Origin of the sequence: Embleya sp. NPDC127516 (assembly GCF_044765325.1) — a bacterium.
Lineage (GTDB): Bacteria > Actinomycetota > Actinomycetes > Streptomycetales > Streptomycetaceae > Embleya.
On record NZ_JBIWJT010000047.1, the window covers coordinates 1 to 21,801 of the forward strand.

General features: G+C 69.5%; 24 protein-coding genes and 2 pseudogenes. 9 read left to right on the forward strand and 17 right to left on the reverse strand.

Translation table 11 applies throughout. The features are described from left to right. Both ACIRL2_RS47105 and ACIRL2_RS47110 read left to right on the forward strand, forming a co-directional pair. On the forward strand, positions 1-1,776 hold a 1,776-nt coding region (locus tag ACIRL2_RS47105), incomplete at its 5' end, for an RICIN domain-containing protein (RefSeq protein WP_402241269.1). Positions 1,777-2,676: 900 nt separating this feature from the next. Then, entirely contained in the window at positions 2,677-3,807 is a 1,131-nt protein-coding gene (locus ACIRL2_RS47110) for a heparin lyase I family protein (RefSeq protein WP_402241272.1), read from the forward strand. Between the two features lie 811 nt (positions 3,808-4,618). On the opposite strand, the gene ACIRL2_RS47115 is transcribed toward ACIRL2_RS47110, so the two are convergent. Continuing rightward, positions 4,619-5,038, reverse strand: a complete 420-nt coding sequence (locus ACIRL2_RS47115; protein WP_402241275.1) for a transposase — start codon at positions 5,036-5,038, stop codon at positions 4,619-4,621. On the opposite strand from ACIRL2_RS47115, the gene ACIRL2_RS47120 reads away from it, so the two are divergent. Then, a complete protein-coding gene (locus ACIRL2_RS47120; protein WP_402241277.1) occupies positions 5,037-5,228 on the forward strand; it encodes a hypothetical protein in 192 nt (63 codons plus the stop codon). The genes ACIRL2_RS47115 and ACIRL2_RS47120 overlap by 2 nt on opposite strands. Before the next feature lie 196 nt (positions 5,229-5,424). Here ACIRL2_RS47120 and ACIRL2_RS47125 read toward each other — a convergent pair whose 3' ends face one another. The 3 genes from ACIRL2_RS47125 to ACIRL2_RS47135 all read right to left on the reverse strand — a co-directional run bounded on the left by ACIRL2_RS47125 (position 5,425) and on the right by ACIRL2_RS47135 (position 7,815). Then, positions 5,425-6,093: an alpha/beta fold hydrolase gene (locus ACIRL2_RS47125; protein WP_402241278.1), complete on the reverse strand. Its 669-nt coding sequence runs from the start codon at positions 6,091-6,093 to the stop codon at positions 5,425-5,427. A 457-nt stretch (positions 6,094-6,550) separates the two neighbouring features. Further along, positions 6,551-6,796 (reverse strand): hypothetical protein, encoded by a 246-nt coding sequence (locus tag ACIRL2_RS47130; RefSeq protein WP_402241280.1) that lies wholly within the window; start codon positions 6,794-6,796, stop codon positions 6,551-6,553. Positions 6,797-7,380: 584 nt separating this feature from the next. Then, positions 7,381-7,815 carry a DUF6892 domain-containing protein gene (locus ACIRL2_RS47135; RefSeq protein ID WP_395861724.1) on the reverse strand — a complete coding sequence of 145 codons (435 nt, stop codon included), beginning with the start codon at positions 7,813-7,815 and terminating at the stop codon, positions 7,381-7,383. Between the two features lie 5 nt (positions 7,816-7,820). Here ACIRL2_RS47135 and ACIRL2_RS47140 point away from each other — a divergent pair, with 5 nt between their 5' ends. Next, a complete protein-coding gene (locus tag ACIRL2_RS47140; RefSeq protein WP_402241372.1) occupies positions 7,821-8,162 on the forward strand; it encodes a hypothetical protein in 342 nt (113 codons plus the stop codon). Here the strand turns inward: ACIRL2_RS47140 and ACIRL2_RS47145 are convergent. Both ACIRL2_RS47145 and ACIRL2_RS47150 read right to left on the reverse strand, forming a co-directional pair. Then, complete coding sequence (locus ACIRL2_RS47145; protein WP_395861725.1) at positions 8,098-8,661, reverse strand: transposase; 564 nt, start codon at positions 8,659-8,661, stop codon at positions 8,098-8,100. The genes ACIRL2_RS47140 and ACIRL2_RS47145 overlap by 65 nt on opposite strands. 142 nt (positions 8,662-8,803) lie before the next feature. After that, the gene (locus ACIRL2_RS47150; RefSeq protein ID WP_402241285.1) at positions 8,804-9,256 is read right to left on the reverse strand and encodes a hypothetical protein; all 453 of its coding nucleotides are present in this window, start codon (positions 9,254-9,256) and stop codon (positions 8,804-8,806) included. Positions 9,257-9,783: 527 nt separating this feature from the next. Here ACIRL2_RS47150 and ACIRL2_RS47155 point away from each other — a divergent pair. Both ACIRL2_RS47155 and ACIRL2_RS47160 read left to right on the forward strand, forming a co-directional pair. Further along, positions 9,784-10,074 (forward strand): annotated as a pseudogene (locus tag ACIRL2_RS47155) (N-acetyltransferase); the annotation flags it as partial. A 116-nt stretch (positions 10,075-10,190) separates the two neighbouring features. After that, positions 10,191-11,153 carry a GNAT family N-acetyltransferase gene (locus tag ACIRL2_RS47160; RefSeq protein WP_402241286.1) on the forward strand — a complete coding sequence of 321 codons (963 nt, stop codon included), beginning with the start codon at positions 10,191-10,193 and terminating at the stop codon, positions 11,151-11,153. Positions 11,154-11,435: 282 nt separating this feature from the next. Here ACIRL2_RS47160 and ACIRL2_RS47165 read toward each other — a convergent pair whose 3' ends face one another. The 3 genes from ACIRL2_RS47165 to ACIRL2_RS47175 form a co-directional block, all read right to left on the reverse strand. After that, complete coding sequence (locus ACIRL2_RS47165; protein WP_402241288.1) at positions 11,436-12,017, reverse strand: TnsA-like heteromeric transposase endonuclease subunit; 582 nt, start codon at positions 12,015-12,017, stop codon at positions 11,436-11,438. Further along, a complete protein-coding gene (locus ACIRL2_RS47170) occupies positions 12,014-12,220 on the reverse strand; it encodes a hypothetical protein (protein ID WP_402241290.1) in 207 nt (68 codons plus the stop codon). Before ACIRL2_RS47170 ends, ACIRL2_RS47165 begins: the two co-directional genes overlap by 4 nt. 574 nt (positions 12,221-12,794) lie before the next feature. Next, complete coding sequence (locus tag ACIRL2_RS47175) at positions 12,795-13,622, reverse strand: EamA family transporter (RefSeq protein WP_402241291.1); 828 nt, start codon at positions 13,620-13,622, stop codon at positions 12,795-12,797. A 210-nt stretch (positions 13,623-13,832) separates the two neighbouring features. Between ACIRL2_RS47175 and ACIRL2_RS47180 the strand changes: the two genes are divergently transcribed. Beyond that, entirely contained in the window at positions 13,833-14,441 is a 609-nt protein-coding gene (locus tag ACIRL2_RS47180; RefSeq protein WP_395861736.1) for a TetR/AcrR family transcriptional regulator, read from the forward strand. Positions 14,442-14,661: 220 nt separating this feature from the next. Here ACIRL2_RS47180 and ACIRL2_RS47185 read toward each other — a convergent pair whose 3' ends face one another. From ACIRL2_RS47185 to ACIRL2_RS47220, 8 genes are all read right to left on the reverse strand, one after another. Then, positions 14,662-14,985 carry a transcriptional regulator gene (locus ACIRL2_RS47185; RefSeq protein WP_395861738.1) on the reverse strand — a complete coding sequence of 108 codons (324 nt, stop codon included), beginning with the start codon at positions 14,983-14,985 and terminating at the stop codon, positions 14,662-14,664. Continuing rightward, entirely contained in the window at positions 14,982-15,443 is a 462-nt protein-coding gene (locus tag ACIRL2_RS47190; protein WP_402241293.1) for a hypothetical protein, read from the reverse strand. The genes ACIRL2_RS47185 and ACIRL2_RS47190 overlap by 4 nt, the downstream gene beginning before the upstream one ends. 713 nt (positions 15,444-16,156) lie before the next feature. Beyond that, on the reverse strand, positions 16,157-16,612 hold the full coding sequence (locus tag ACIRL2_RS47195; protein WP_402241295.1) for a hypothetical protein: 456 nt from the start codon (positions 16,610-16,612) through the stop codon (positions 16,157-16,159). Beyond that, on the reverse strand, positions 16,599-16,949 hold the full coding sequence (locus ACIRL2_RS47200; protein ID WP_402241296.1) for a hypothetical protein: 351 nt from the start codon (positions 16,947-16,949) through the stop codon (positions 16,599-16,601). Before ACIRL2_RS47200 ends, ACIRL2_RS47195 begins: the two co-directional genes overlap by 14 nt. A 36-nt stretch (positions 16,950-16,985) precedes the next feature. After that, the gene (locus tag ACIRL2_RS47205; RefSeq protein WP_402241297.1) at positions 16,986-17,132 is read right to left on the reverse strand and encodes a hypothetical protein; all 147 of its coding nucleotides are present in this window, start codon (positions 17,130-17,132) and stop codon (positions 16,986-16,988) included. Then, entirely contained in the window at positions 17,125-17,715 is a 591-nt protein-coding gene (locus ACIRL2_RS47210) for a hypothetical protein (protein ID WP_402241299.1), read from the reverse strand. Before ACIRL2_RS47210 ends, ACIRL2_RS47205 begins: the two co-directional genes overlap by 8 nt. A gap of 277 nt (positions 17,716-17,992) precedes the next feature. Further along, positions 17,993-19,732, reverse strand: coding sequence for a TraM recognition domain-containing protein (locus ACIRL2_RS47215; RefSeq protein WP_395861747.1), 1,740 nt, complete (start codon positions 19,730-19,732; stop codon positions 17,993-17,995). Further along, positions 19,729-20,754, reverse strand: coding sequence for a hypothetical protein (locus ACIRL2_RS47220; RefSeq protein WP_402241301.1), 1,026 nt, complete (start codon positions 20,752-20,754; stop codon positions 19,729-19,731). The genes ACIRL2_RS47215 and ACIRL2_RS47220 overlap by 4 nt, the downstream gene beginning before the upstream one ends. 50 nt (positions 20,755-20,804) lie before the next feature. Here ACIRL2_RS47220 and ACIRL2_RS47225 point away from each other — a divergent pair, with 50 nt between their 5' ends. After that, complete coding sequence (locus ACIRL2_RS47225; RefSeq protein WP_402241303.1) at positions 20,805-21,461, forward strand: TetR/AcrR family transcriptional regulator; 657 nt, start codon at positions 20,805-20,807, stop codon at positions 21,459-21,461. 43 nt (positions 21,462-21,504) lie between these two features. After that, positions 21,505-21,654: pseudogene (locus ACIRL2_RS47230) on the forward strand (DUF4267 domain-containing protein); the annotation flags it as partial. Between the last annotated feature and the right edge of the window lie 147 nt (positions 21,655-21,801).

Below are 21,801 nucleotides of genomic sequence, written 5' to 3' on the forward strand. Positions count from 1 at the left end.
GGCAACGGCGGCAGCGCGCCGATGGCCGGCCCCGTCTACCGCTACGACCCCAACAACCCCTCGCCCACGAAGTTCCCGGCCTACTACGACGGCGCGGAGTTCTTCTACGAATGGGCACGCGGGTTCGTCAAGGAGATTCGTTCCGACGCGTCGGGTGGTCTTCTACAGGTCAACGACTTCCTGCCGACGGCGCAGCTCGCCAAGCCGATGGACATGACCTTCGGCCCCGACGGCTCGATGTACGTGCTCGACTGGGGCAGGGGTTTCGGCGGCGGGAACGACGACTCCGGTCTCTACCGCATCGACTACACGCAGGGCCGGCGCCAGCCGGTCGCCGTGGCGAAGGGAACGCCGACCAACGGCCCGGCACCGCTGACGGTCGCGTTCGACAGCAACGGTACGCACGATCCGGGCAACATCCCGATCACCTACGCGTGGGACTTCGAGAGCGACGGCACCGTCGACTCCACCGACCCGAACCCCACCCACGTCTACACCGCCGTCGGCGCCTTCAACGCGCAACTGAAGGTCACCAACACCACCGGTGACACCGGCTTCGCCAACGTGTCCGTCACCGTGGGCAACACCGCGCCCACGATCAAGCTGGACCTCCCGGCCGACGGCAGCTTCATCGAATTCGGCGACCGCGTGCCCTACAAGGTCACGGTCACCGATCCCGAGGACGGAGCGATCGACTGCGCCGAGGTCGTCGTCAACCCCGCACTGGGACACGACGACCACGCGCACCACACCACCGACATCCCCGGCTGCGAAGGCACCATCGACACCGGCGACCTGGGCGGGCACCCCGAAGGCGCCAACCTCTACTACATCGTCAGTGCCAAGTACACCGACAAGGGCGCCTCCGGCGCACCCCCGCTGACCTCGCACACCCGCGCCATGCTCCACCCCCGGCACAAGCAGGCCGAATTCTTCACCGCACAGTCGGGGGTGCGCGTCGTCGAACAGTCGGGCGCCGAAAACGGCAAACGGCTGGGCGACATCAGCGACAACGACTGGATCATGTTCGACCCGGCCAACCTCCACAACACCGCCGCCATCGGATACCGACTGTCCTCACCCACGGGTGGCGGAACCATCGAGGTGCACGCGGACAGTCCGAGCGGACCGCTGGTGAGCACCACCCTCGTCCCCGCCACCGGCGGATGGGACGCGTACCGAACGGTCCAGGGTGGACCCCTCGCTCCGCTCGCAGGCACGCACAAGCTCTACCTGGTGTTCAAGACGAGGAGTGACGCAACCTTCGACCTGGACGCAGTGCACTTCGACGAAACCGCGGCGCCGACCGTCGAACCGGGCCTGTACACCCTGACGGCGCAACACAGCGGCATGAACGCGACGGTGCAAGACGCTTCGTCCACGGACTTGGCGCCGATCATCCAGCAGTCTCCCGGCGCGGGCACCGGGCAGAAATGGCGGGTCGATCCGGTCGGCGACGGCTCGTACACCATCAAGTCCGCGATCGGCGACAAGTGCCTCGAGGTCCCGGGACGATCCACCGCGCCCGATACCCAACTTGTCCAGTACGGCTGCAACTCCGGCCGCAATCAGCACTGGACGGCCAGGCCCGGGGCCGGCGCCGAACCGGGCGTGTACACCCTCACCAACGTCAACAGTTCGCTGTGCATGGACGCGCACGGTATCAACGCACCGGATCCCACCAAGGTCGTCCAGTGGACCTGCAAGAACTCCGACAACGCCAACCAACTATGGAAGTTCACCCCGGCGGCACCGACCGCCCGCATCCAGAGGTGACCTACCGGTAGACCGGGGCAGCGACCACAGCACGCTTGAAGGCCGCCGACGTCCACCACAGCCAGGTGCAAAAGCCGCGGCCCCGTTCCTACGGGGCCGCGGCCGTTGTCCGCGAAGGCCTTTGCGAGGGCGCCGCACGGCGGCCCGGAGCAGCCATCCCGGGTCGACCGCAGGCCCCGCTACGGAGCACGCCGAACTTCGCCCGGGCACAGGACGTATGCCGAGCGCCCGGCCCGATCCGATCCCGGGCAGGTGTGCTCGCAGGCGTGTTCGAACATCCGGAAAGACTGCCCAAACACGCAAAAGAATGCTTGGTTGTAAGCGAACAGGATAAATTCAAGCAATATCAAGCAGCCGTGATGCACACTGACATGCGTCTGCGCATATAAGACGCATGCGCCCAACACCGACCCGTCCCGCACTGCCGCGGAGCTCGTCACCCAACGCTCCTGCCGGCGACGGAGCGCTGTATCTGCACAAGTGCCACGGTCGCTCCCGGGCCTGATCGAATCGTCGGGCCGGAACGGGAGTCGGGTGAACGGATGCGCGACGGGTGATTCGCACCCGCGTACGGAAATTCGCACGCGTCCGGAACTGGCCGACGACCAGGCGCTTTTCGGACGATCCCTAGCCTTCGGCGACGCTTTCCGACACACGCCTCCTCGCGGGTCGGCTGCGCTCGAACATCACCAGCGGAGCTCATCCTTCCGCATGCACTTGACTCCACGGGCCCAGTGAGGATGTCATGTGCCAACACGTGCGAACGTGTTTGATTCTGATGGATTGAGACCTGTCGTGCGCGGCCGGCCCGTGGACGGCAGTCGTTGTCGCTTCGTTCCGCGGACACCGGTCGCTGCGCCGCAGGTCACCCCCGCATCCCCCTCATCTCAAGGACGGTTCATGTTCCAGCGTTACAGCCGCAGACGTCGGGTCGGCGCGGCATTGGCGGCCGTGTTGATGGTGGGACTCGGGGCGGCCGACGCCGTCGCCGACCGTGCGCTGACTCCCGTCCCCTTCAAGGACGGGTTCGAGTCCGGAACCACCGCCGCGTTTCCCCGCAAGGGCATCGACGGCACGGGCGCCGTGGACGTCAAGTCCGCGCCCGGCGGGCGTGGTGGCAAGGCCGTCCGGTTCGCCATGCCCGACGACGGGAAGTCCTACCGCACCGAGATAGCCACAGCGCGCGTACCGTACGGAAGTTACCGGTACACCTTCGCCAACTACCTGCCCGGCGACTGGATTCGCTACGACGCCCAGACCATCGTCTCCCAGTGGCACGGAGGGGCGGGCACTTACCCCGCGGTCGTCCTCGCCGTCAAGGGCGACCGCTGGATGATGATCGTCCACTGGAAGACGGATTCAGAGCAGGTCGACGAGAGCAAGCACCCGGCGCACGAGGTCAAATACGACCTCGGCCCGGTACGACTCGGACACTGGAACCAGTGGTCCTTCGACATCACCTGGTCCTCCTCCGCCGCCACCGGCTCCATCACCGCGCGGCTCGACGGGGCCGAGGTGGGATCGCACCGCGGCCCCAACAGCTATCACCAGGACACCGCCCCCTACCACAAGATCGGACTGTACCGACCCAACTGGCAGGCCTGGAAGGGACACAAGGCAGGCGGCACAGCAGCCGTGGTGAACTACTACGACGACGTCACCATCGCCGCCATCTCCCCGGGAGCCGACGTACCGCCACCGGCCACGCCCTCCGCGAACACCACGGCCACCTCCGCACCCGACCGGTCCGGCGCATCGGCATCCCCGTCGGCGCGGGCAACCGCGTCGGCCCTCGCGACGGTACCGGCCACGCCGGGCTCGGCACCCGATGCCGCGGACGACATCCCCATGGACACCGGCTCCGACAAGGACACCGACAACGACGCCAAACCCCTGGCCGAGACCGGTGCCTCCAGCCGAACCCCGATCATCCTCGCCTTCGCCGGCGCACTGTTCGCCGCCGGCCTCGTCCTCGCCTTCCGCGGCCGCTTCAGGGCGGCATGGCGCCGGGCGGGCGGCCGGAGGGCATAACCCGAGGCCGGTGCAGGCGAGCGGGTCCGTCCATGAGCGCACGCCCCCCGTCGTGCGGATGGCGTTGGGCCGAAGGGCGGTCAGTGGAAACGGGCCCCATCGAAGGGCTCGTTCGGGGTGCCCAGGCTCGATCTGGGTTGAAGGTGTCGCTGCGTGAACTCCCGCGGCGTTGACCCCGTCGTCCGGATCTCCCACAGTGCCGGCAGACAACGTGTCGGTCCCAGCGCGGACATGGCTGCCCACCCCCGGTGCACCGCGTCCGCTGCTCAGGGTCGGAAGTCCGGCCGTCCCGCAGCGGCCGCCCGCCCCGCCCGCAGTACACCGGCGCCCTGGTGGAATGCACAGCGCGACATTTGCCGCCGATCTGAACAGCCGAAGACTCCCGTCACCCATACGCGGAGCAACGACCTATGCGCCTCGCGGCGCCGCGGAATCCGCATGACCGTGACCGATCAGCCACGGAGCCACTTTTCCTCGGCCCCGCAAGGAACTCCTAACCTCCGGGCCCGGCATGGCTATTGCCCCCTGTCGCACACATGAAGCACACGTGACCTGGGGTGGTGCCACCGGGCCCGGAGCACCGCTTAACCGCTGATGAGTGCCCCTGTGTGTCACAGCAGTTGGTGCGATCCGGTGCCGTCGCCGAGAGCCGAGTCGTGGCGCCACCGGGCACCAGGTCGCGCAGCAACACATGCAGACGGTTGGTCAGGCGGGTGCGCTCGTTGACGAGGTCTTCGTGTCGCTCGTCAGCTGCCGGAACGTCCCGGCCTCGACGACAAACCGCCTGCGGCGGACCGCATGATCCGAGGCATCAAGGGTGACGGCGGCGTGAAAGGGCTCGGGGGATCGGAACGGCTATCCCGGCGGGTCGCACCCGCAGACGCAGGAACCGCGACCGCATCGGCCCACGCGAACCCCGACGCCGCACGACCTCGACGAAGCCCCCCGGCCGATCCCCGTCGCGAGCGCGCCCATGCGCGCCGCCCGTACCCGATATCGCGCCGTCGGCGGCGCCCCGTCCCCGACCACGGCGGCGCGACGGACGTGGCCGCCGCAGGATGCACGACGGTGTCGCCCGGATCGCGACCACGTAGTCGAGTTCGCGTTCGGTCGGTCCGGCCCGGAAGAGGGCGTTCCGTCCGTAGCCGGCGTCGGCCACGACCACGGACGGCATCAGGTCCCAGTCGGCGGCCTCGTCCAGGACGTCGAGCGCGAGCCGCCACTTGCCCATGGCCGAAAGCTCGAGCTTCCTCGTGCCGGAAAGGCTCACGTACGACTACTTGTCCGGCGGCCGGCGCAAACTCCTCATCCATTGCAATGACCTGCACGTCGCCGACTTCGACCAAGAGATCTCCGTCCTGCGCGCCGCCTTGGCGGAACTGCGCGGCACAGACTCGACATCGAGCGCTTCCACCGCATGACCACGACAGCCGCACGGCTCATTGCTCTTCGACGCCTCGCCCACGCCCGCTTCGGCGCCCACCCACGAACGCCGCACGACTGCAGAGGCGTCACCATGCAGCACGAGGGCCGTGCCCCGGCTCTACCGAAGGACAACCGTCGGGATTGCGGGGCGGGTTTGAGTTCGAGTTCGAGTTCGATTCTCCGGGTGTTTCGCTATACGGAGTCGAGCAGGATCTTCAGCAGGGTGTCGGGTGCGTCGCGCATGATGTTGTGCCTGCTGTCGACGTCGTGCACCGTCCAGAGCGGGTCCGCCAACAGTTGTTCGCGCAGGGACTCGAACGGAGACTCGCCGTCCCATCCGGTCGCGTACACGTAGTCCCGGCGCCGGAAACGCGCCAGGTCGCCGTCGCCGGTCAACCGCAGTCGCTGGATGAGCGAGGCCAACGGGTGGGGGGTGGCGCGCGGGTCGAAGAACGGCAGCGGCGGGACGGCGTACCCGGTCTCGCCCGACTCCAGGTACCACTCGCGCTCGGCGGGGACCAGGCTCCAGCAGGAGTCGCCGTCGCCCGGGACGAGGGCGTCCACGTAGACGAGGGAGTCGACGCGGTCCGGAACGCGGTCGGCGACTCCGGTGGTGACCATGCCGCCGTAGCTGTGCGCGACCAGCACCGCGTCCTCGATCTGCTCGTCCAGCAGCGTGTTGACCACGTCCTGGATGTGTGTCTCCAGGTTGACGGTCGAGGAGAGCAGATGGGCACGCGCGCCGACCCCGGTCAGGGTCAACGGGTACGCCTGGTGCCCGTGTTCACGCAGCCGCCGGGCGAGCGGCTCGAACGTCCATCCGCCGTGGCACATGCCCGGAACGAGAACGAAGGTGGCCAAGTCGTGCTCCTCAGGAAAGGAGATGGGTGCCTCGGCCGTCGCCGACCGGGCGGGACGGACCGAATCCCCACTCTGCGGGAACAAGATCATTCGACGCAAGTACGAGGCGGGGATGGCACTCGCGGCTGCGGAATCGGTACTGGTGCCGCCGGCCGTCGCACAGACCTCACTCCGCTGTCTACGTCGACCCGACCTCGAACCGCGGGATGAATTCGCTACGGGTCGCGAACAACTCCGCGCGGACGAGATCGGCAGGCGGCCCATCAGTGCTCGGAGCGCTCGCGGCATTCTCCCCCAGAACTGAGATCGAGCCTCGAGAACCCGGGCGGCCTTGCCGGTGGGACGACGTTCGCGCGTCCGCTCTTCCCCGCGCCCCATCGCGAAGGGCCTCGAGTTCGACCGACCCGCGGTCGACGCCGGACCTCACCCCGTCTAGCGGGCGCGGTGAGGTCCGGGTTCAGGAAAAGCGGCGTGCCCCTGCCGACGGGATGGCCTCAAAGAAGCGCGGGGTGGTGAACCCGCGTGCCGCGAAAGTCTTTTCCACCGCCTCGGCGACCGCAACCGAGTCGTCCTCCTCGACTGGGGCGATGGCCGAGCTACCGAACCCGCCGCCGACCAGGCGGGCGCCGAGTGCGCCCGCGGCCGGCGCGGTGTCCACGGCGGTGTCCAACTCGTGGCACGAGATGGTGTAGTCGTCGCGCATCGTCGCGGCCGGGACGCTCCGTTCCGCTCGGGAGCACCGGAACCGGTCGGCACAGTTCGGGACCGATCGCGCGCACGTCGCCGGCTCGCAACGCGGCCACGGCGGGCAGGACGCGCACGTTCTCGGTCAGCACGTGACGCACCCGCATGCGCAACGGTCCCGCCGGCAGCGCGGCCAGTGCCGCGTCCTGGTTCGTGATGGCCAGCCGGTGTCGGTGGTCACGACGGCGTCGGCGATCGGGTTGTGTTTGTCGAAGGGGTGGGCGACCTCGACCTGCCAGTCGGTGACTGGGCCCAGGCCGTGGCGCGCACACGCGGTCGCGGTCGCCGTGACCGCCAGGGCGTGGTCCGCCGGGGCGCTGTCCAACGTCCTGCGGCCGATCGCCGCGCGGGGGCGAGGCGGTGTCACGCACGGCCACGGGCGCGACCGGCCGCACGGGCACGGCCGGGCCGGGAGGCGTGGCCGAGGCCGTCGGGGGCGCCGGAGCGGCCGTAGGCGCCCGCGTGACGTCGGTGCGCGGTATTCCTCGGCTGGGGCCCTTGAGGGCCTCAGCCGAGGCGGCGGGCGACGAATGGGTGCCGGGCTCAGTCGGTGTCGATGCCGCGCGCGGCGAAGACCTCCGCCGCGTCCGGCACCGCCAGGACGCCGTCCCGCACGAAGGTGACCGCCCGCAGGTTGGGCAGCAGGTCGAGGTCGTCGAGCGAACGGACGTCGAACAGATCGTCCTCGCCGTCCCAGGCGGGGGCACAGTGCCGGAAGACGTCCGCCCCGGCGTCGAAGCACAGTTCCTCGACGCGGGCGAGCAGCTCGGCCGGGATCTCCAGGGCCTCGAAATGAGCCCGGGACTCCGGCAGCACCTCCTCGTAAAGGCCGTTCCTCAGCACGTAGGACGCGGCGTCGCGGATCCCACGCTCGGCCAGCCGCCCGGGCAGGTCGTAGACCGGGAGAAGCCGCTCACGGCCGTACATGAGCTTGTCGATGACGAGCAGCTTGAAGTTGAAATCGCGGAACTGACTCATAGGGCTTGAGTACCACGGAGGTACGACACGGGCCCCACCCGGCCTCCGGCCGAGTGGAAAAGGCGGCGGACCGAGCCGTCCCCCGGCCCGGCCCGCTCAGGCCCGCCGCCTTCGTCGGGACGGCGTGGCAGTTCTGGGACCGAGGACGTTCCTGGGCGCTGGTCGACGACCGACCCGGAATCGGCAAGGCCGTCCAGGGCGGGCCACGCCGACTGTGGGACGAGGTCGATGCCGCCCTGCCATGGCATGACGAACGCCGTCTCCACGGCTTCGACTTCGGCATCACCGTCGTGCCCGGCCCGCAATGGGCCGGGGTCGAACGGCCCGACCGTTGTCGGGATGTGTAGTCCACCCGGGCGTGCGAACCACGGCAGTCACAGTCCGCTGCCCTCGGCGGGGGCGGGCGGTCCTGGTGATGCTCTGTAACAGCCTCGGCCGGCCCGGGATCATCAGGTGCTGGTCCCGGCCGCGGCCACAGGTGTGGCAGAACAGCCTGTCCGCGCTGGTGGGGGCGTCCGGCCGCAGCCAGTTGCCACGTCCACGGCCAGGACGAGCCGGTCGTGGGCGGCCCTGGGCTGGGGCAGCGCGGCAAGCGTTCCGCCGCAACCTGCCGGTGTCGAGACGGCCGCGGTTGAGAGCGTCGTACCGCGCGCCGTGCCCGCGGCGGTGCTCGGCAAGCAGCGTCGATTCCACCGGCGTCGTCACCGGCCCGTCCGCGCACAGCAACGCGCCCGTGAGTTCGCGCAGTTCGTCACGCCGCGCGGTCCGACACGCGAAGAAGTCCTCCCGGAAGTGTGGCGCTTGCGCGAACGGCTCGCTCCGAACCTCGTGGTACAGCAGACTCATTCCCCCACGGCCTTCGTATCGATCGCGTGTGTCCTTGGTCGGAGCACACGATCAGACGAAGGCCGTGTCACTCGTCCGGCGAACTCCCGGACGAGTGACCCCGTTCGAGGCATCGTTCGAGATCAGACCATAGAGCACAAGCTCAGGGGGCCTCCCACACGGTGACCTGCATGCGTAGGGGTGCGCCCACGGCGGGGGGTGTGGTCAGCCGGAGGTAGGCAGTGCGCCCTTCGTCGGTCAGGACGCAAAAACTCGACCCCAGGACGGATTTACCTCCCGTGTGTGTGCCGCGCTTGCCGATCGCATCGTTGCATTGGGCGGGGGTGGGAGGGGCGGCGTCGACGGGGAGCACGGCCAGGGTCGGGGTGGATCCGGTGGTCAGGAGGTTGGGCGCGCCGACGCTGTAAGCGAACACGATGTCCGCCGCCTTGTTCGATTGGGTGGCCAGCGGGGGGCTGGTGTCCAGGTCGAGGTAGCTGGTCGAGACGTCGACCGTGACCGTACCGGGGCCGAAAGCGATGCGGGGGGCCGGGGCGGCGGGCCCCGCCGTCCCGGGCGCGGATGCTCCCGACCCCGACCCCGAGGGGGTACTCACCGGCGGAAGCTGTGGAACGGATGTGCTCGCCGGCGGAAGCTGTGGGGCCGGCGCGCCGCCCGTGTTCGCCGAAGAGGACCCGGCGTCCGAGCCGCCGCCGCGACCGACGGCGATGGTGACGATGATGCCGATCAGTGGGATCGCGATGCCCACGACCCACCAGGCCCACCTGGGGTGCGGAGGGTGAGGGGGACCATAGGGCCCGTGGTTTCCCGGCTGGCTGGACAAGTTGCCTCCGTGGAACGTGGGGTCGGTCGGCGGCGGCACTCTATCCAAATGCCGCCCCGAAGCGAACGTCGTCCTCGCCGGAGGCGGGCAACGGCCGACGTGGCGAGCATGGTCGATCCGGGGCGAATCGGCTGTGTCGGACTGATACATCCACACATCAGTGACACACGAAACCGAACATCCCAGCGACACCACAACCGAACCTCATACGCGGACTGGTTGTGCGGCGAACACCCCACCGAACACCGACGCGACGTCCTCACCCGGTTCGTCCAACGCTGGCTGCCGACCTGCGGCTCATGACGTGGCTGCCTGTCGACTTCGTCCATCCGGTCCGTGTGGCGCTGCCCGGCCATCATCACCTGCGTCCGATCAGAGGTGCCGACGCCGAGCTCGACCACCCGGCCGTGATGGGCTCGCGGGAAGGTCTGTGGTCCATCTGCGGCGCGGCCTGGGGTTGGCCGGTGGCCACGGTGACGTTCGAGCAGGACCGGGTGGACCTGGTCCGGCACGTGGACGAGATCGCGGCCCACAAGTCGTTCAACCATGCGCTGTTCGACGACGTGGGCACGGCCCTGCTCGGCTGCGTCCAGGACAAGTAGCGGGCACGCACGTCGAATACGACGCGTGCCGCGCCGACGCGGCGGGCGAACGGCCGCGAACAATTCGCTGGGCCGACCGACGACGTCCTGACATCATCTCGACCATGATCGACGACTTGCCAAGGGGATTGACCGTCCGTCATCCGGTCGCCGAGGATCAACCACGGATCCTGGCGGTGCTCGATGCCTGGTGGGGCGGCTTCCAGGGGGAGGCGGGCTCCCGAGAACGCGCCCTGCTCCTGCCCCGGCTGTATTTCCAGCACTTCGCCACGACCAGCTACCTCGTCGAACGCGAGGGCGAACCGGTGGCGTTCCTTGTGGGGTTCCACTCGCAGAGCCGACCCGATGTGGCGTACATCCACTTCGTGGGCGTCGACCCCGCCTGGCACGGACGCGGGATCGCGAAGGCCCTGTACCTGGGCTTCTTCGACCAAGCCCGCGCAAGCGGGCGGCGGCATGTGCACAGTGTCACCAGCCCGGGCAACGAGGGCTCCCGACGATTCCACGAACGGCTCGGCTTCGAGACACTGTCCGACGCCGGCGATTCACCCGTCCAACCCGACTACGACGGCCCCGGTCTCGACCGGGTCGCGTTCACCCTGGACCTGACGCGGCACCGGGAAACCGGCAGCACCGGCGACGACACCGCCGAGACGGACGCGAACACCGCCGAGACGGACGCGAACATCCGCCCCCGTCCCGTACTTCGGCTCACCGTCCTGGACCACGTGTTCGCGTTGGACCATCTCGCCGACGACCGCGAACCCCGCGACGACGCGTGGCACGCCCTGGTCCGCGCGCCCGAGGGGCTGACCGTCGTGCGGAACGCCTCCGCCGACACCCCCGCGGCACAGCGCTGGATCGGCCTGTACGACGCCGACGCACAGCACGGCCTGGACGTGCCCGGGCTGCTGGCCTCCCTCGTCCAACCCCTCGCCGAGGCCGCGGTGCCGGTGTTCGTCTGCTCCACGTACCACGCGGACCTCCTCCTGGTGCCCGACCCGCACCGCACACAAGCCCTCGCCGCCCTGCGCGCCGCGGGCCACGAGGTCATCGACTCTCCCTGACGCCGCAACGGCCCGCCGGATCGAACGCGACGGCATCCCCGAGTTGCTCAAGGCACCGGCTGTTCGGCCGTGCCGGCTCCAAACCGCCACACAAACGGGTACTGCTCACCTGACCCGACCAGAACGCTGCTCCGAAAGCCGGCGGGTCGCCGTCCCCCGCTCGGGGAATCCGCCGAGCCGTACGCGGCGGGCGACGGATCCGTTTGCCACGACGCCCGGCGGCGTCGGCGATCGGCGATCACCTACCGTCCGGCCGACACCACTGGACGAACCCATCCGCGTTCATGCCGGCAGCCCCACCGCGGCACCGCCTGCGACCCGAACCTCCGCGCCCAAGACCGCGAAGTCCGGATCGGTGAACAGAAACCCGGCCAACACCACCTTGTCGACCCCGTTCTCGCCGACCAGGACGCAGCACTGCCCGGACAGCCCGACGACCTGCCGCCGCGCTCCGCGGAACCGCACACGCGCCCCCAGCCCCCACCGCGACCACCGGCCGCCCCGCCGTGCCCCGTTCGCCCCGCCTCCCCACAACGCAGTGGTGCCCTCGGCGCCCGCCACCGACATACGCACCAGGACGTGTTCGGGCAACGGCTCGTCCAAGGACACGGACAGTCGCGAGTGCCACAGGGCGTGAAAGACGCAGGGGAGGACCTCGATCGGGTCGCCGACGGCTTCGACGCCCTCGATCAGCGGCCGCGCCCGTGTGAACGCCTCGAGTACCGAGGCCGTCAGCCGGGGCCGACTCCCGTTGCGGGGATGCCGGTACCCGGCCGGCCACCGCAGGTTCGCCGCCGACACCGGATCCGACGGCTCGAGCCGCCGATACGACCAGCCGACGGCCTCGTACGCCGCTGCTGTCACCGCTGCGGCTTCGACACCCGCTCCCCTCCGGCCTTGGCCTGGCTCGGGCAGTCGGCCAACAGTGCGGTGCCGTCCACGTACCGGACGAACATCTGCGGGACCCACGACCGCACCCGCCCGTCCGCCGCGTCGCGCCACGGCAGCCGCACGGGCCGCCCCTCCATGCCCACCACCCGCGGATCACGGCCGGCGTCATCAACCACGTGCGCATCGCGTTCGACCCCGCGGACGCATGCCGCCCCGTGGTCGACGACCATCACAGCCCCCACCGCTCCTCCCGATCATGGGGCGGGGTTCTCGGGTTCTCGGGCGATGGCGGCGAGAGCGTCGTGTCGGTGGGCCGAAGTGCCGGTGCGCGGACGCGTGAGGTTCGCATGCTCGTGTGAGGCCGGCTCCGGGGTTGATGCTGCCCGTCACCTGGTGACCCGACGCCGGCCCGGGCGGTGGACCCGCCGCGCGGTCATCCGTCGGACGAAGCCGCTGGGCCCGGCTCCGGAACAGACGCGCGACCTGCTGGAGGCCACCGACCGCCCAGACGCCGAACGGCCACGCCGACACCACGGGCGCCGACGACCGCGAGGCGCATTCGAACGCGTACGCACCTACGAGCAGACCACCACCCACAGGTCGACAAGCTCCACGCACAACTCGGCCGCGCCGAGGAGTTCGCCGAAGCCCTCCGCACCCGACCGGCACAGGGCACACCCGCCACAGACCGCTGACTCGACGTCGCGGCGCTCGCCATAGCGGCGGACGGGACGGTTGCGGGCGGCGCCGTCAAGCGTTCCCGTCGGCCGACGGCGGTGTCCCCGCGCGCCAGGTGACCGCCGCACCGGACGCGACGATCAACGTGATACCGGCGAGTGCGGACGGGGGCAGGCCCTCGCCGAGGGCTATGACGCCCACCAGGGTCCCCACCACCGGATCGAGGGCGAACAGGACTGCCACCACCGTGGCGCCGGCGAGTCTGACGGCGGTGAAGTCGAGAGTGAAGGCCAGAGCCACTCCGAGGACGCCGGACATGCCGACCAGGACCCACTGACCTGCCTCCACCCGCGGCACGGCGGGCCCGGAAAAGGGCAACAACAACACCGCCGAGACCGCCACGGACAGGCCGAGGCCGTGCAATCCCGCGTCGGCCCGGCCGACTCGCTGCGCAAACACGGTGTACAGCGCCAACGCGAGTGCCGAGAGCAACCCGAAACCGATCCCGAGCCACTCGACACTCCCGCCGGGCCGAGTGACCAGTACGACGCCCACCAGGCCGACCAGGGGAAACAACGCGTCACGCCGAGTCCGGACCGACGAGACCGCGACCGCGAACGGGCCCAGGAACAACAAGGCGGCCGCGACGCCGAGCGGCAGCCGGTCCACCGCACCGTAAAACGCCACATTCATGCCGGCCATCGCCGATCCGTACGCGAGGATCCCCGCCCATTCGCCCCGACCACGCCCCCGCACCCTCGGCCGCACCAGTACGCACAGGACGAGCGCGGCGGTCGCCTGACGCAGTCCCGCCACGGCCGGCACGCTCAACGCGCCGAAGAGCCCCGACGACAGCGCGGCCGAGGTCTGCACTCCCAGACAGCTGACGAGCACCAACACGGCGCCGACGAACGGACCCCGCCGAGCGGAACCCGACCGCGACCTCCTCGTTCCCGATCCCGATCCCGACCCCGCTCCTGCTCCCGCGCCTGTTTCCGCTCCCGAGGTGCCGGCCATATCCACCCCTCGGCCGGTGCGACGACCCGACCCGACATCGACGCCCTGCCACTGTAACGATCGTTTCAGTGTAACGAGCGTTATGGTACAGGCATGGCACAGGACTCCCGGCCCGACCCCGCCTTCGACCCCGCACCGAAACCGGACGCGCCCCCCAGAACCCGACTGCTCGACGCCGCCGACGAACTCTTCTACCGCGACGGCATCGCTCGAACGAGCGTCGACCGAGTCCTGGAGCAGGCGCACGTCTCACCCGGCACGCTCTACGCACACTTCGGCGGCAAGGACGGTCTGATCGCCGCCGCACTGCAACGCCGCCTGGACCGCTGGGACCGGATCTGGCAGGAGGCCGTCGACGCCGCGGAGACGCCCACCGGCAAGCTGCTGGCACTCTTCGACGCCGTCGCCACCTACCGCAACCGCCACATCCCCGCACGCGGCTGCGCCTTCCTCGCGACGGGCACCGAACTCCCGTCGCCGGAGCACCCGGCCCATGCGGTACTCGCCGCAGAGTCGGCGCTGCTCCGCACCAGGCTGACCCTGCTCGCGAACGCGGTCGGCGGCCCGGCCCCCACCGCCCTGGCCGCGGATGTACTGCTCGTGTACGACGGCGCAATGGCCGGCCTGTTGCGCGGGTGGGAAACGGACCCGCTCGCCCACGGCCGAGCCGTGGCGGCCCGACTGATCGCGAACGGCCGCTGATGGCGAGCGGAGCCGGCGCGCGGCCGGCGCGCGGATAGCGACGCCTTGCGCGTCGTGCCGGACGAGAGCGCCATGGTCGCGGCAGGACGCGGGAACGCCATGGCCTCCAGGCTCATCCACCGCGCCCACGGCCGCCGGACTCGGGTGCGCGTTCGACCGGAGCCGTTCGACAGGGCGTGCGTCGGGCGCGTGGTGCGCCGAATACGTGGCCGCGCCCGCGTCAGGAGCGGGTAGCGGGACTCTCGGTGGGCGTTGTGGCGCCGGCGACGATGGCCTGCAGCGCGGCGACATGCCCGTCGAAGGCGTCCCGGCCGGCACCGGTCAGGCGGGCGCGCACCTTGCGGCGACCGCTGCTGAGGCGGCGCTCGGTGGTTACGTACCCGGCCTCTTCGAGGGTGGCGAGTTGCTTGGACAGCGCCGATTCGGAGAGCCCCAGTCGGTCTTTGAGGTAGGCGAACTCCGCCCAGTCGGCGGCGGCCAGCGTCGCCACCAGCGTCAACCGGGTGCTGGGGTGGATCAGTTCGTCGAACCGCGGCGCCGTCATGCCCGTGCCCACCGGCGCAGAACGCTCAGGATGTCCGGTCCGCCGAAGCCGATGACGGCTGCGACCAGCACCGCAGCCCAGATGCCGGCGTGCTCCGCGCCGTCGGCGTCCAGTGCAAGCGCGACGGCGATGGTGGAGCCGACGAGCACGACCAGCATGCCGATCACCACCAGCGGGGTGCGGCGCCCGGCGACGGCCGCGCTCACCTGCACTCGGCCGGTGCGTCGGCGTCCGCCGAGCAGGCGCGTCGCGACGATCGCGTGACCCGTGCCGAAGGCCGCGGCTGCGATTCCGCCCAGCCACTGCCATACGCTGCCGAGCACACCCAGCACGGTCCAAGCGGCGGCCATCGCCCACCAGTAGCCGCGGGGCAGGCCGACTTCGTCGGCCACGCGGCGCTGGGCACGGTCGACGACGTCCAGCGCGGCGCGGGCCTGCTCCGGAGCGGTGTCGGTCATGATGGAACCTCACTTTCCTGGTGGGAAAGTAAGCATCCGACTTTCCCACTGGGAAAGTCAAGGGCCATCAGACGGGCGAATCGGCGTCCGAGGCCGCCGGGCGGCCCCGGTATCGCGCAATCGGCGCCGCTCGTTCCCGCTTCCGGTGGCTCGGGGATGGAACGTCGGGAGTGATGTGGGTCGGCGACGGGGGGCGCCAGGACCTCCGCGGTCGGCACGACGAGCGTCCCGGCCTCGGTGGCGGGTTCGCGCCGCCGAACCGACAGGCGGGTCGTCTCATCCCGAGAACCGATGCCGCGCCCATCGGTTCCGTCGACGTCCCGACGCGGGCCTCGTGTCGGGACGGGCGGGTAGCGTCCGCGGCTTCCGACGCGTGGTGGGAGGCCGGCCCGGGGAACTTCAGAGAATCCGCATCGACATCAACACTCTGCGACCCGATGCCTTCCGGTACTACTTCCGCAGTTTCGCGTACTACAGCCTCGTCGCCGAGGGATCGTCCGACGACGTCGGAGGTTGGATGGTGTCGGCACTCAGGCCACCCGGCAACGCCCACCCCCGGGCTCGACGCCGAACTCGCGGCGTTGACCGAAGAGGAACGGCGGTGTTCGACGCTTGGCCATCGCCCCCCGAGGCGCAGGCGATGTCCTCTCCCATCGGCCTACCGCGACCCGACCAGCTGTCAACAAACCACCGCTGGCGCTGGTAGGTCCAGATCATGTGGTGTCGGAGCCGATTGCCGATATTAGAGCGTCCAAGGCGGCATCGTATTGGCGAAGTTCGAACCGGAACGGGCCGAACGCCGTGTAGTCGCGGGTCTTGCGGTGGGGCTGCTCGAAGGAGTCCCAGATCACGAGATCTGCTGTCACGGTGATGCGGGCCATGAGTGGCCAGCAGCCCCACTCTCCGCATTCACAGCCGAGCAGAGGCGTCCCCGGCCCCATCGCGTCGGTGGACAGTCCGCGGAAGTGGTCCTCCATCGGCCCGAACCGGTAGAACTGCGGAATCAGACCACCGTATGCGTTCCCTGCGGGCGTCATCCCGGCCGCGATCTCGAAGCTGTCGATCAGCTCGGTGAGTGGTGCTCCGTCGATGCGGGGGACGATCACGAGCACGCTGCCATCGCCACGCTGCTTTCGTCGGCAGTCGAACCGGATCTCATTGGTGGTCATCCACTGATTGTCCCGGCGCAGCTGTTCCTTCCTCCGCCCGGATTGGCTGAGCTGGGGTTCTGCGTGGCATGCCGATGTTGATCGCCGTGGCGTTGACAGTGCGTCGGTCCATTTGAGTGAGCTTGTCCTCGGCGCCGGCCAGGCTGACACGGAGACCTTCCACCTCGCCGATCCAGCCTTCGCGTTCGGCCTCGGCAATGCGGTCGGTGAGGTTGTCGCGGATCTCGACCAGCCGGCCGCGTTGGGCTGGGTCCGGACGGAGGAGTGAACATTTGACACATGCGTGCTCATGAACACAAGGGGTTGCAAATGCGCGGACGCAGGTACCGATGGACACCGTGCGCTTCTCGAAGTGCGTGAGGAAGGCGTCCCATTATTCCTCGGTGGGAATCCGGTACTCCTCGCTGGGCCGGGTGGCCCGACGGCGGGCGATGAAGGCCCGGTGCGCCTTGATCGACTCGGCCGGATAGACGGCTAACGGTGGAGTCAGATATTGGAACTCTTCGAATACCTCAGCCATTGCGGACCCAGTTGGTGAACTCGTTGGCCAGGTCGGGAGGGTTGGCGTGTTCCGTCCACCGCGCAACGTCGTCGTAGTACTCCAGTTCGTGGATGAGGATGGGCATTGGGCGGCCCAGAGACTCTTGGATGACGCCGGTGGCGTGGAGTTCGGCGGCGAGGTCGATGCAGGCTTCGTTGAAGCGTGCATCGATCTGCTGGGCGAGCCGCTCGGCGGCGGTCGTCCAGTCAGCTGCGACGGCGGGTTCGGCGTACCAAAGTCCGGCTTCCCTGATCCAGTCCTCGCGCGCACGCGCCCCAGCGGGATCGTGGGAGCTGTCGCCGATCACGGCGAGCTCGTTCTGGAGCCAGAAGGCATAGTTCCAGCGTGCTTCGGCCAAGTCGGAGGGGCGGCCGGCTGGTTGATTGCTGACTGCTTCGACCTGGGTCTCGGTGTTGTAGCCGATCGTGAGGATCGGTCGCCGGGGATCGTCCCGCTCGTGGTCGATGTAGAAGGAGACGGCGTAGATCTCGCGTGTCTCGGCGATGGGGACGGCGGCGATTGCCTGGCCGGCTGAACGTCGAAGGTGTTCGTGGAACGTCATGAGCGGCGTGGCGCAGCGCGTCGGGACGTAGCAACAGGACCCGCACCGATCCCACCACGCGCCCGACGCAGGTGTGTCCAACCTCCCCGGTCCGACCCATACGCCGCCGAGACCGTGAACTCGGGGCGCCGGAGCGGGCCCAACCGCTGGACCCTCTTCTCCTCGTCCCCGTCCACGGGTCGACGGGCCATCAGAAACTTCGGCACCACACTCGCCCCCGGGCAGCCGAAATACCACTGTTTGAAACCTACTTACCTGCCCAAAGCGGAACCTGGCACTAGGCCGGCGTGGTGGCCAGTGCGTGTGCCGGGTCGTAGGTGGCGATGGAGCGGCGGATGTCGTCCGCGTACTCGGTCTCCCACCACGGCACGGTGCGCACCAGTGTGGGGCGCGAGCCGCTGATCTGGACGAAGGCCCGGCCGCGGGGCATCGACATCAGGTCGGCCGCGTCCAGCACGGCCTCCGGCCGGGAGGCCCGGCTGATGCCGCGGTGGTCGCCGAACTTGTGGCTGGTGCTGGTCGTTCGCGGTTCGAAGACACCGGCGGACTTGGCCAGGTTCTCCAGGAACGACACGTCGGAGACGCCGCCTCCGTAGACCCGGATGTTCGCCGAACCCCACAACTTCTGCATGCCGTTGTCGCCCCACACCGAGACCCCCTGGGCCCAGGACTGGAGGATCACCATCACGATGACGCCACGCGAACCGAAGTGGGTGTACTTGTCGGGAAGCGCCTTCCAGGGGCAGACGTTCGCGGCCTCGTCCAGGACGAAGAGCGCCGGGATCGGGAGCCGCCCGTTGGGCGAGTCGCGGGAGTAGTTCCCGGCTTCCTCGGCCAGGATCGTGGTCAGCGCCATCACCAGCGGGGAGGCGATCTTGTTGCTTTCCTCGGACAGCAGGTAGAGGGTGTCCGAGGGCGAGCGGACGAACGCCTTGAAGTCGAACTCGGGTCGTGAGGGGTCGCTGCCCGGTGTCACCCATTCGTTGATGTTCTCGGCCACCAGGAACGAGGCCATCTGGATCGCGGTGCCGTAGACCCCGGCGCGCTGCCGGTCCGGTTGGCCGATCACGGACTCGACGGCCTCCGCCGGGAGACGGTGGCCGGCGTCGCGCAGGATCCGTACCGGTGTGTCGTCGGTGGGGCGGGTCAACCACACGTACACCTGGGTGATCGGACGCCTGTCGATCGAGGCCGCCAGGAGCAGGTTGGCGAACAGGTCCTGGGCGGCGGGTTCGAAGTAGGCGTCGCTGCGCGCGTGGTCCTGGCGGTTGGCGGAGACGAAGCGGGCGGCGAGTTTGACGGCCTTGACGATGCTGTCCTCGACGTAGGACAGCGGGTTCCACCAGAACACCGGTTTGCCGCCCGCCTGGTTCTGCGGGTCGAAGATGTAGACCGTGCCCTTGGCCTCGCGAATGCCACGCGTGGCGTCGACCACGTCGCGCTTGTTGGAGGTGACGACCACCGCGCCCGGCGCCGCGACGATGTTCGGGATGGCCCTGGTTGCGGTCTTACCGGTACGCGGACCCCAGATGTCGACGTGCATGTCCTCCCACGAACCCCACAGTTCGTCCCCGCCCCGCACCGTCCGGCCGATGAACACACCCGGCGTGGTCCCCTTGGCGACGCCGAGCTTCTCCGCCGTACGCCTCACCTGAGGCGTCAGGGACGGTCGTAGTTCCTTGGGCGAGGCCAGGTAGCGGTTGGCCATGTCGATCCGCTCGCGACTGCCCCTGGACTTGCTCCGCACCGACCACCCGATCATCGCCAGGACGAGTGCTCCGAGGACCTCGACGAGCAGGAAGACAGTCGCCAGGGCACCCGGCCATCGGTAGTCGCCGATGATCAGACGCACGCCCAGGACGAGCGGATTCGGACCGGGATGCTCGGACGGCCCCCCACCCCACGACGCCGCCAACCACGCCATCACGTGCAGCGCCACCAACATGACGATGCCGAACAGGAAGACCAACGCCTCGAGTTCGATGTTGGGCCCTCTACGCCTTTGTGTGGCGCTCATGCGTTACCCCTTGATCCGGAATGCGGCGATGGCGGTACCGGTCGGTGGTTCATGTGTCGTGTCGCCTTTCCGCGGTCGGCACGGGACGCAGGTCGCGGCGGCAGGGTGTGGATGTGGTCATGCCGCGGTGGGTTGGTCGAGGAGGCTGTGCCGGGTCGGTCCCATGCGAGTTCGGCGCGCGCCTTGGCGCTGCTCGCGGCCCGGTCCACCATGAGTGCCTCGCCCATGACGTTCCAACACCGCTGTGCGTCGGCCGGGTTCCAGTGCTGAACCTGTGCGCCGTGCTTGTCGGCCGCGGCCTTGGCGGCGTCCCGCACCGGCACGGGTTCTTCGTTCGCGCCGAGGTGGACGGAGCCGGCCGGGGCGCGCTCCACCGCCGGGGCGTACAGGTCGCCGAGATCGTCGGCGTGGACCACCGCCCATCGATTCGACTCGTCGCCGAAGTGCCGCACGACCCTTCCGTCGTCTGTGTCCTGGGGAGGCAGGAGCAGCGGAACGTAGCCCGCCCCGCCGTAGTCCAGGCCGGGTCGGATCCGGACGGTACGCACTCGCCTCGACGCAGCCTCGACGAGGATCTCCTCGAGCGCCGGGTGCCAGGCCACCACCATCGGCGGGGCGAGCGGAGAGTCCGCGGTCAACGGCGTCGACCCCACATTCCCGCGCAGCCACAGGCCGCCGGTGTAGACCAGCGGCCTGTCGTTCCCGTGAACGCCTCGACCGGGGCGCCGACCGCTATTCGGTCGAGTTCGCCCGCCCGTTCGTCGTTCCTCGACGCCGCGTGCACGGCGGCGTCCACGCTGCCCATCGGTCGGCGCACCGGCCTCGAAGAGGTCCGCGGCGAACGTCTCGACGCCCTCCGGCGTGGGGGAACGGCCACCTGAGGTGGTGGTCCCGACGACTGCGTGGCCCTGCCGCAGCAGTGACCGCGTGACCGCGCTTGCGATCGTTCCGGACGCACCGGTGACGAGTGCACGCATGGTTCCCCCGTTTTCTAACAACGTTAGATTTCGAGAGTAGATCATCCTCTCCGGCTTGTCTAACATCGTTGGAAAGCGAGGACGAGGAGCAGCGAATGCCGGCGGGGCAGTACAGGATCAAGGGCACGGCGGACCAGCGGGCCCGGGCCAGGCACCAACTGCGTACCGAACTGCTGACGGCTGCCCGGGAGATCGCAGACGAGTCCGGCGGCTTCGAGAAGGTGACCATGCGCGCGGTCGCCGACCGGGTCGGCTACACCGCACCGATCCTCTACCAGTCCTTCGCCAACAAGCAGGCGCTCCTGATCGGACTCCTCGACGTCGGCTTCGCCGAACTGGCCGACCGCCTGGGCCGAGCCCAAAGCCCCGAACTCCCACACGGCAGCACGAGCGCACTGGGCCCGATCGCCGCCGCCTACTGGGAGTTCGCCTCCGGCAACCCGCACCTGTACCGGCTCATGCACAGCCTTCCCGACGTCCCGTTCGGGACCCCGGACGCCCCACCCTCGGCGGCCCGATGCTTCGAGGTCCTCAAGACCGCGGTCAAGACGGCGGCAGCGGACCACCCCGCCACCGCCTACGACGACGACGCGGCCACCGACCTGCTCTGGGCCCAGATGCACGGCCTCGTCAGCCTCATGCTCGACGGCCGCATGAAAGGAGGCCCCGCCCGCGGACGCGATCTCCTCCAAATACTGACCGACACCTTCCCCACGGCAACGCGCACACAGGCCCCGCACTCAAGCCGCTGACCCGGCGCCCCGGGGTCTGTAAAAGAGAACGATGTGACCCCTGGTGGTTGGGTTTGGAAGTCGTTGGGCACTGGGCTGGACGATGCTCGCCATGACCTTCATCCCGGCCGGCGACATGACGATCGTGCTGAGCAACGACGGCTCCGCCGCCACGGCCCTCGGCGTCCACGGCCCGACCGCCTGCCTGGTGGCACTCACCGCCGGCCTGCCGCTGCGCGAACGCCCGGCCCAGGCAACCACCCCCGCGCCCACCCCGACCACCCCGCGCGTGAACGTCCCGGCCCACACGTTGACCCCCCCCGGGCCAGGCTCCCAAGGTGCAACGCTGGGAGGAGCGGAT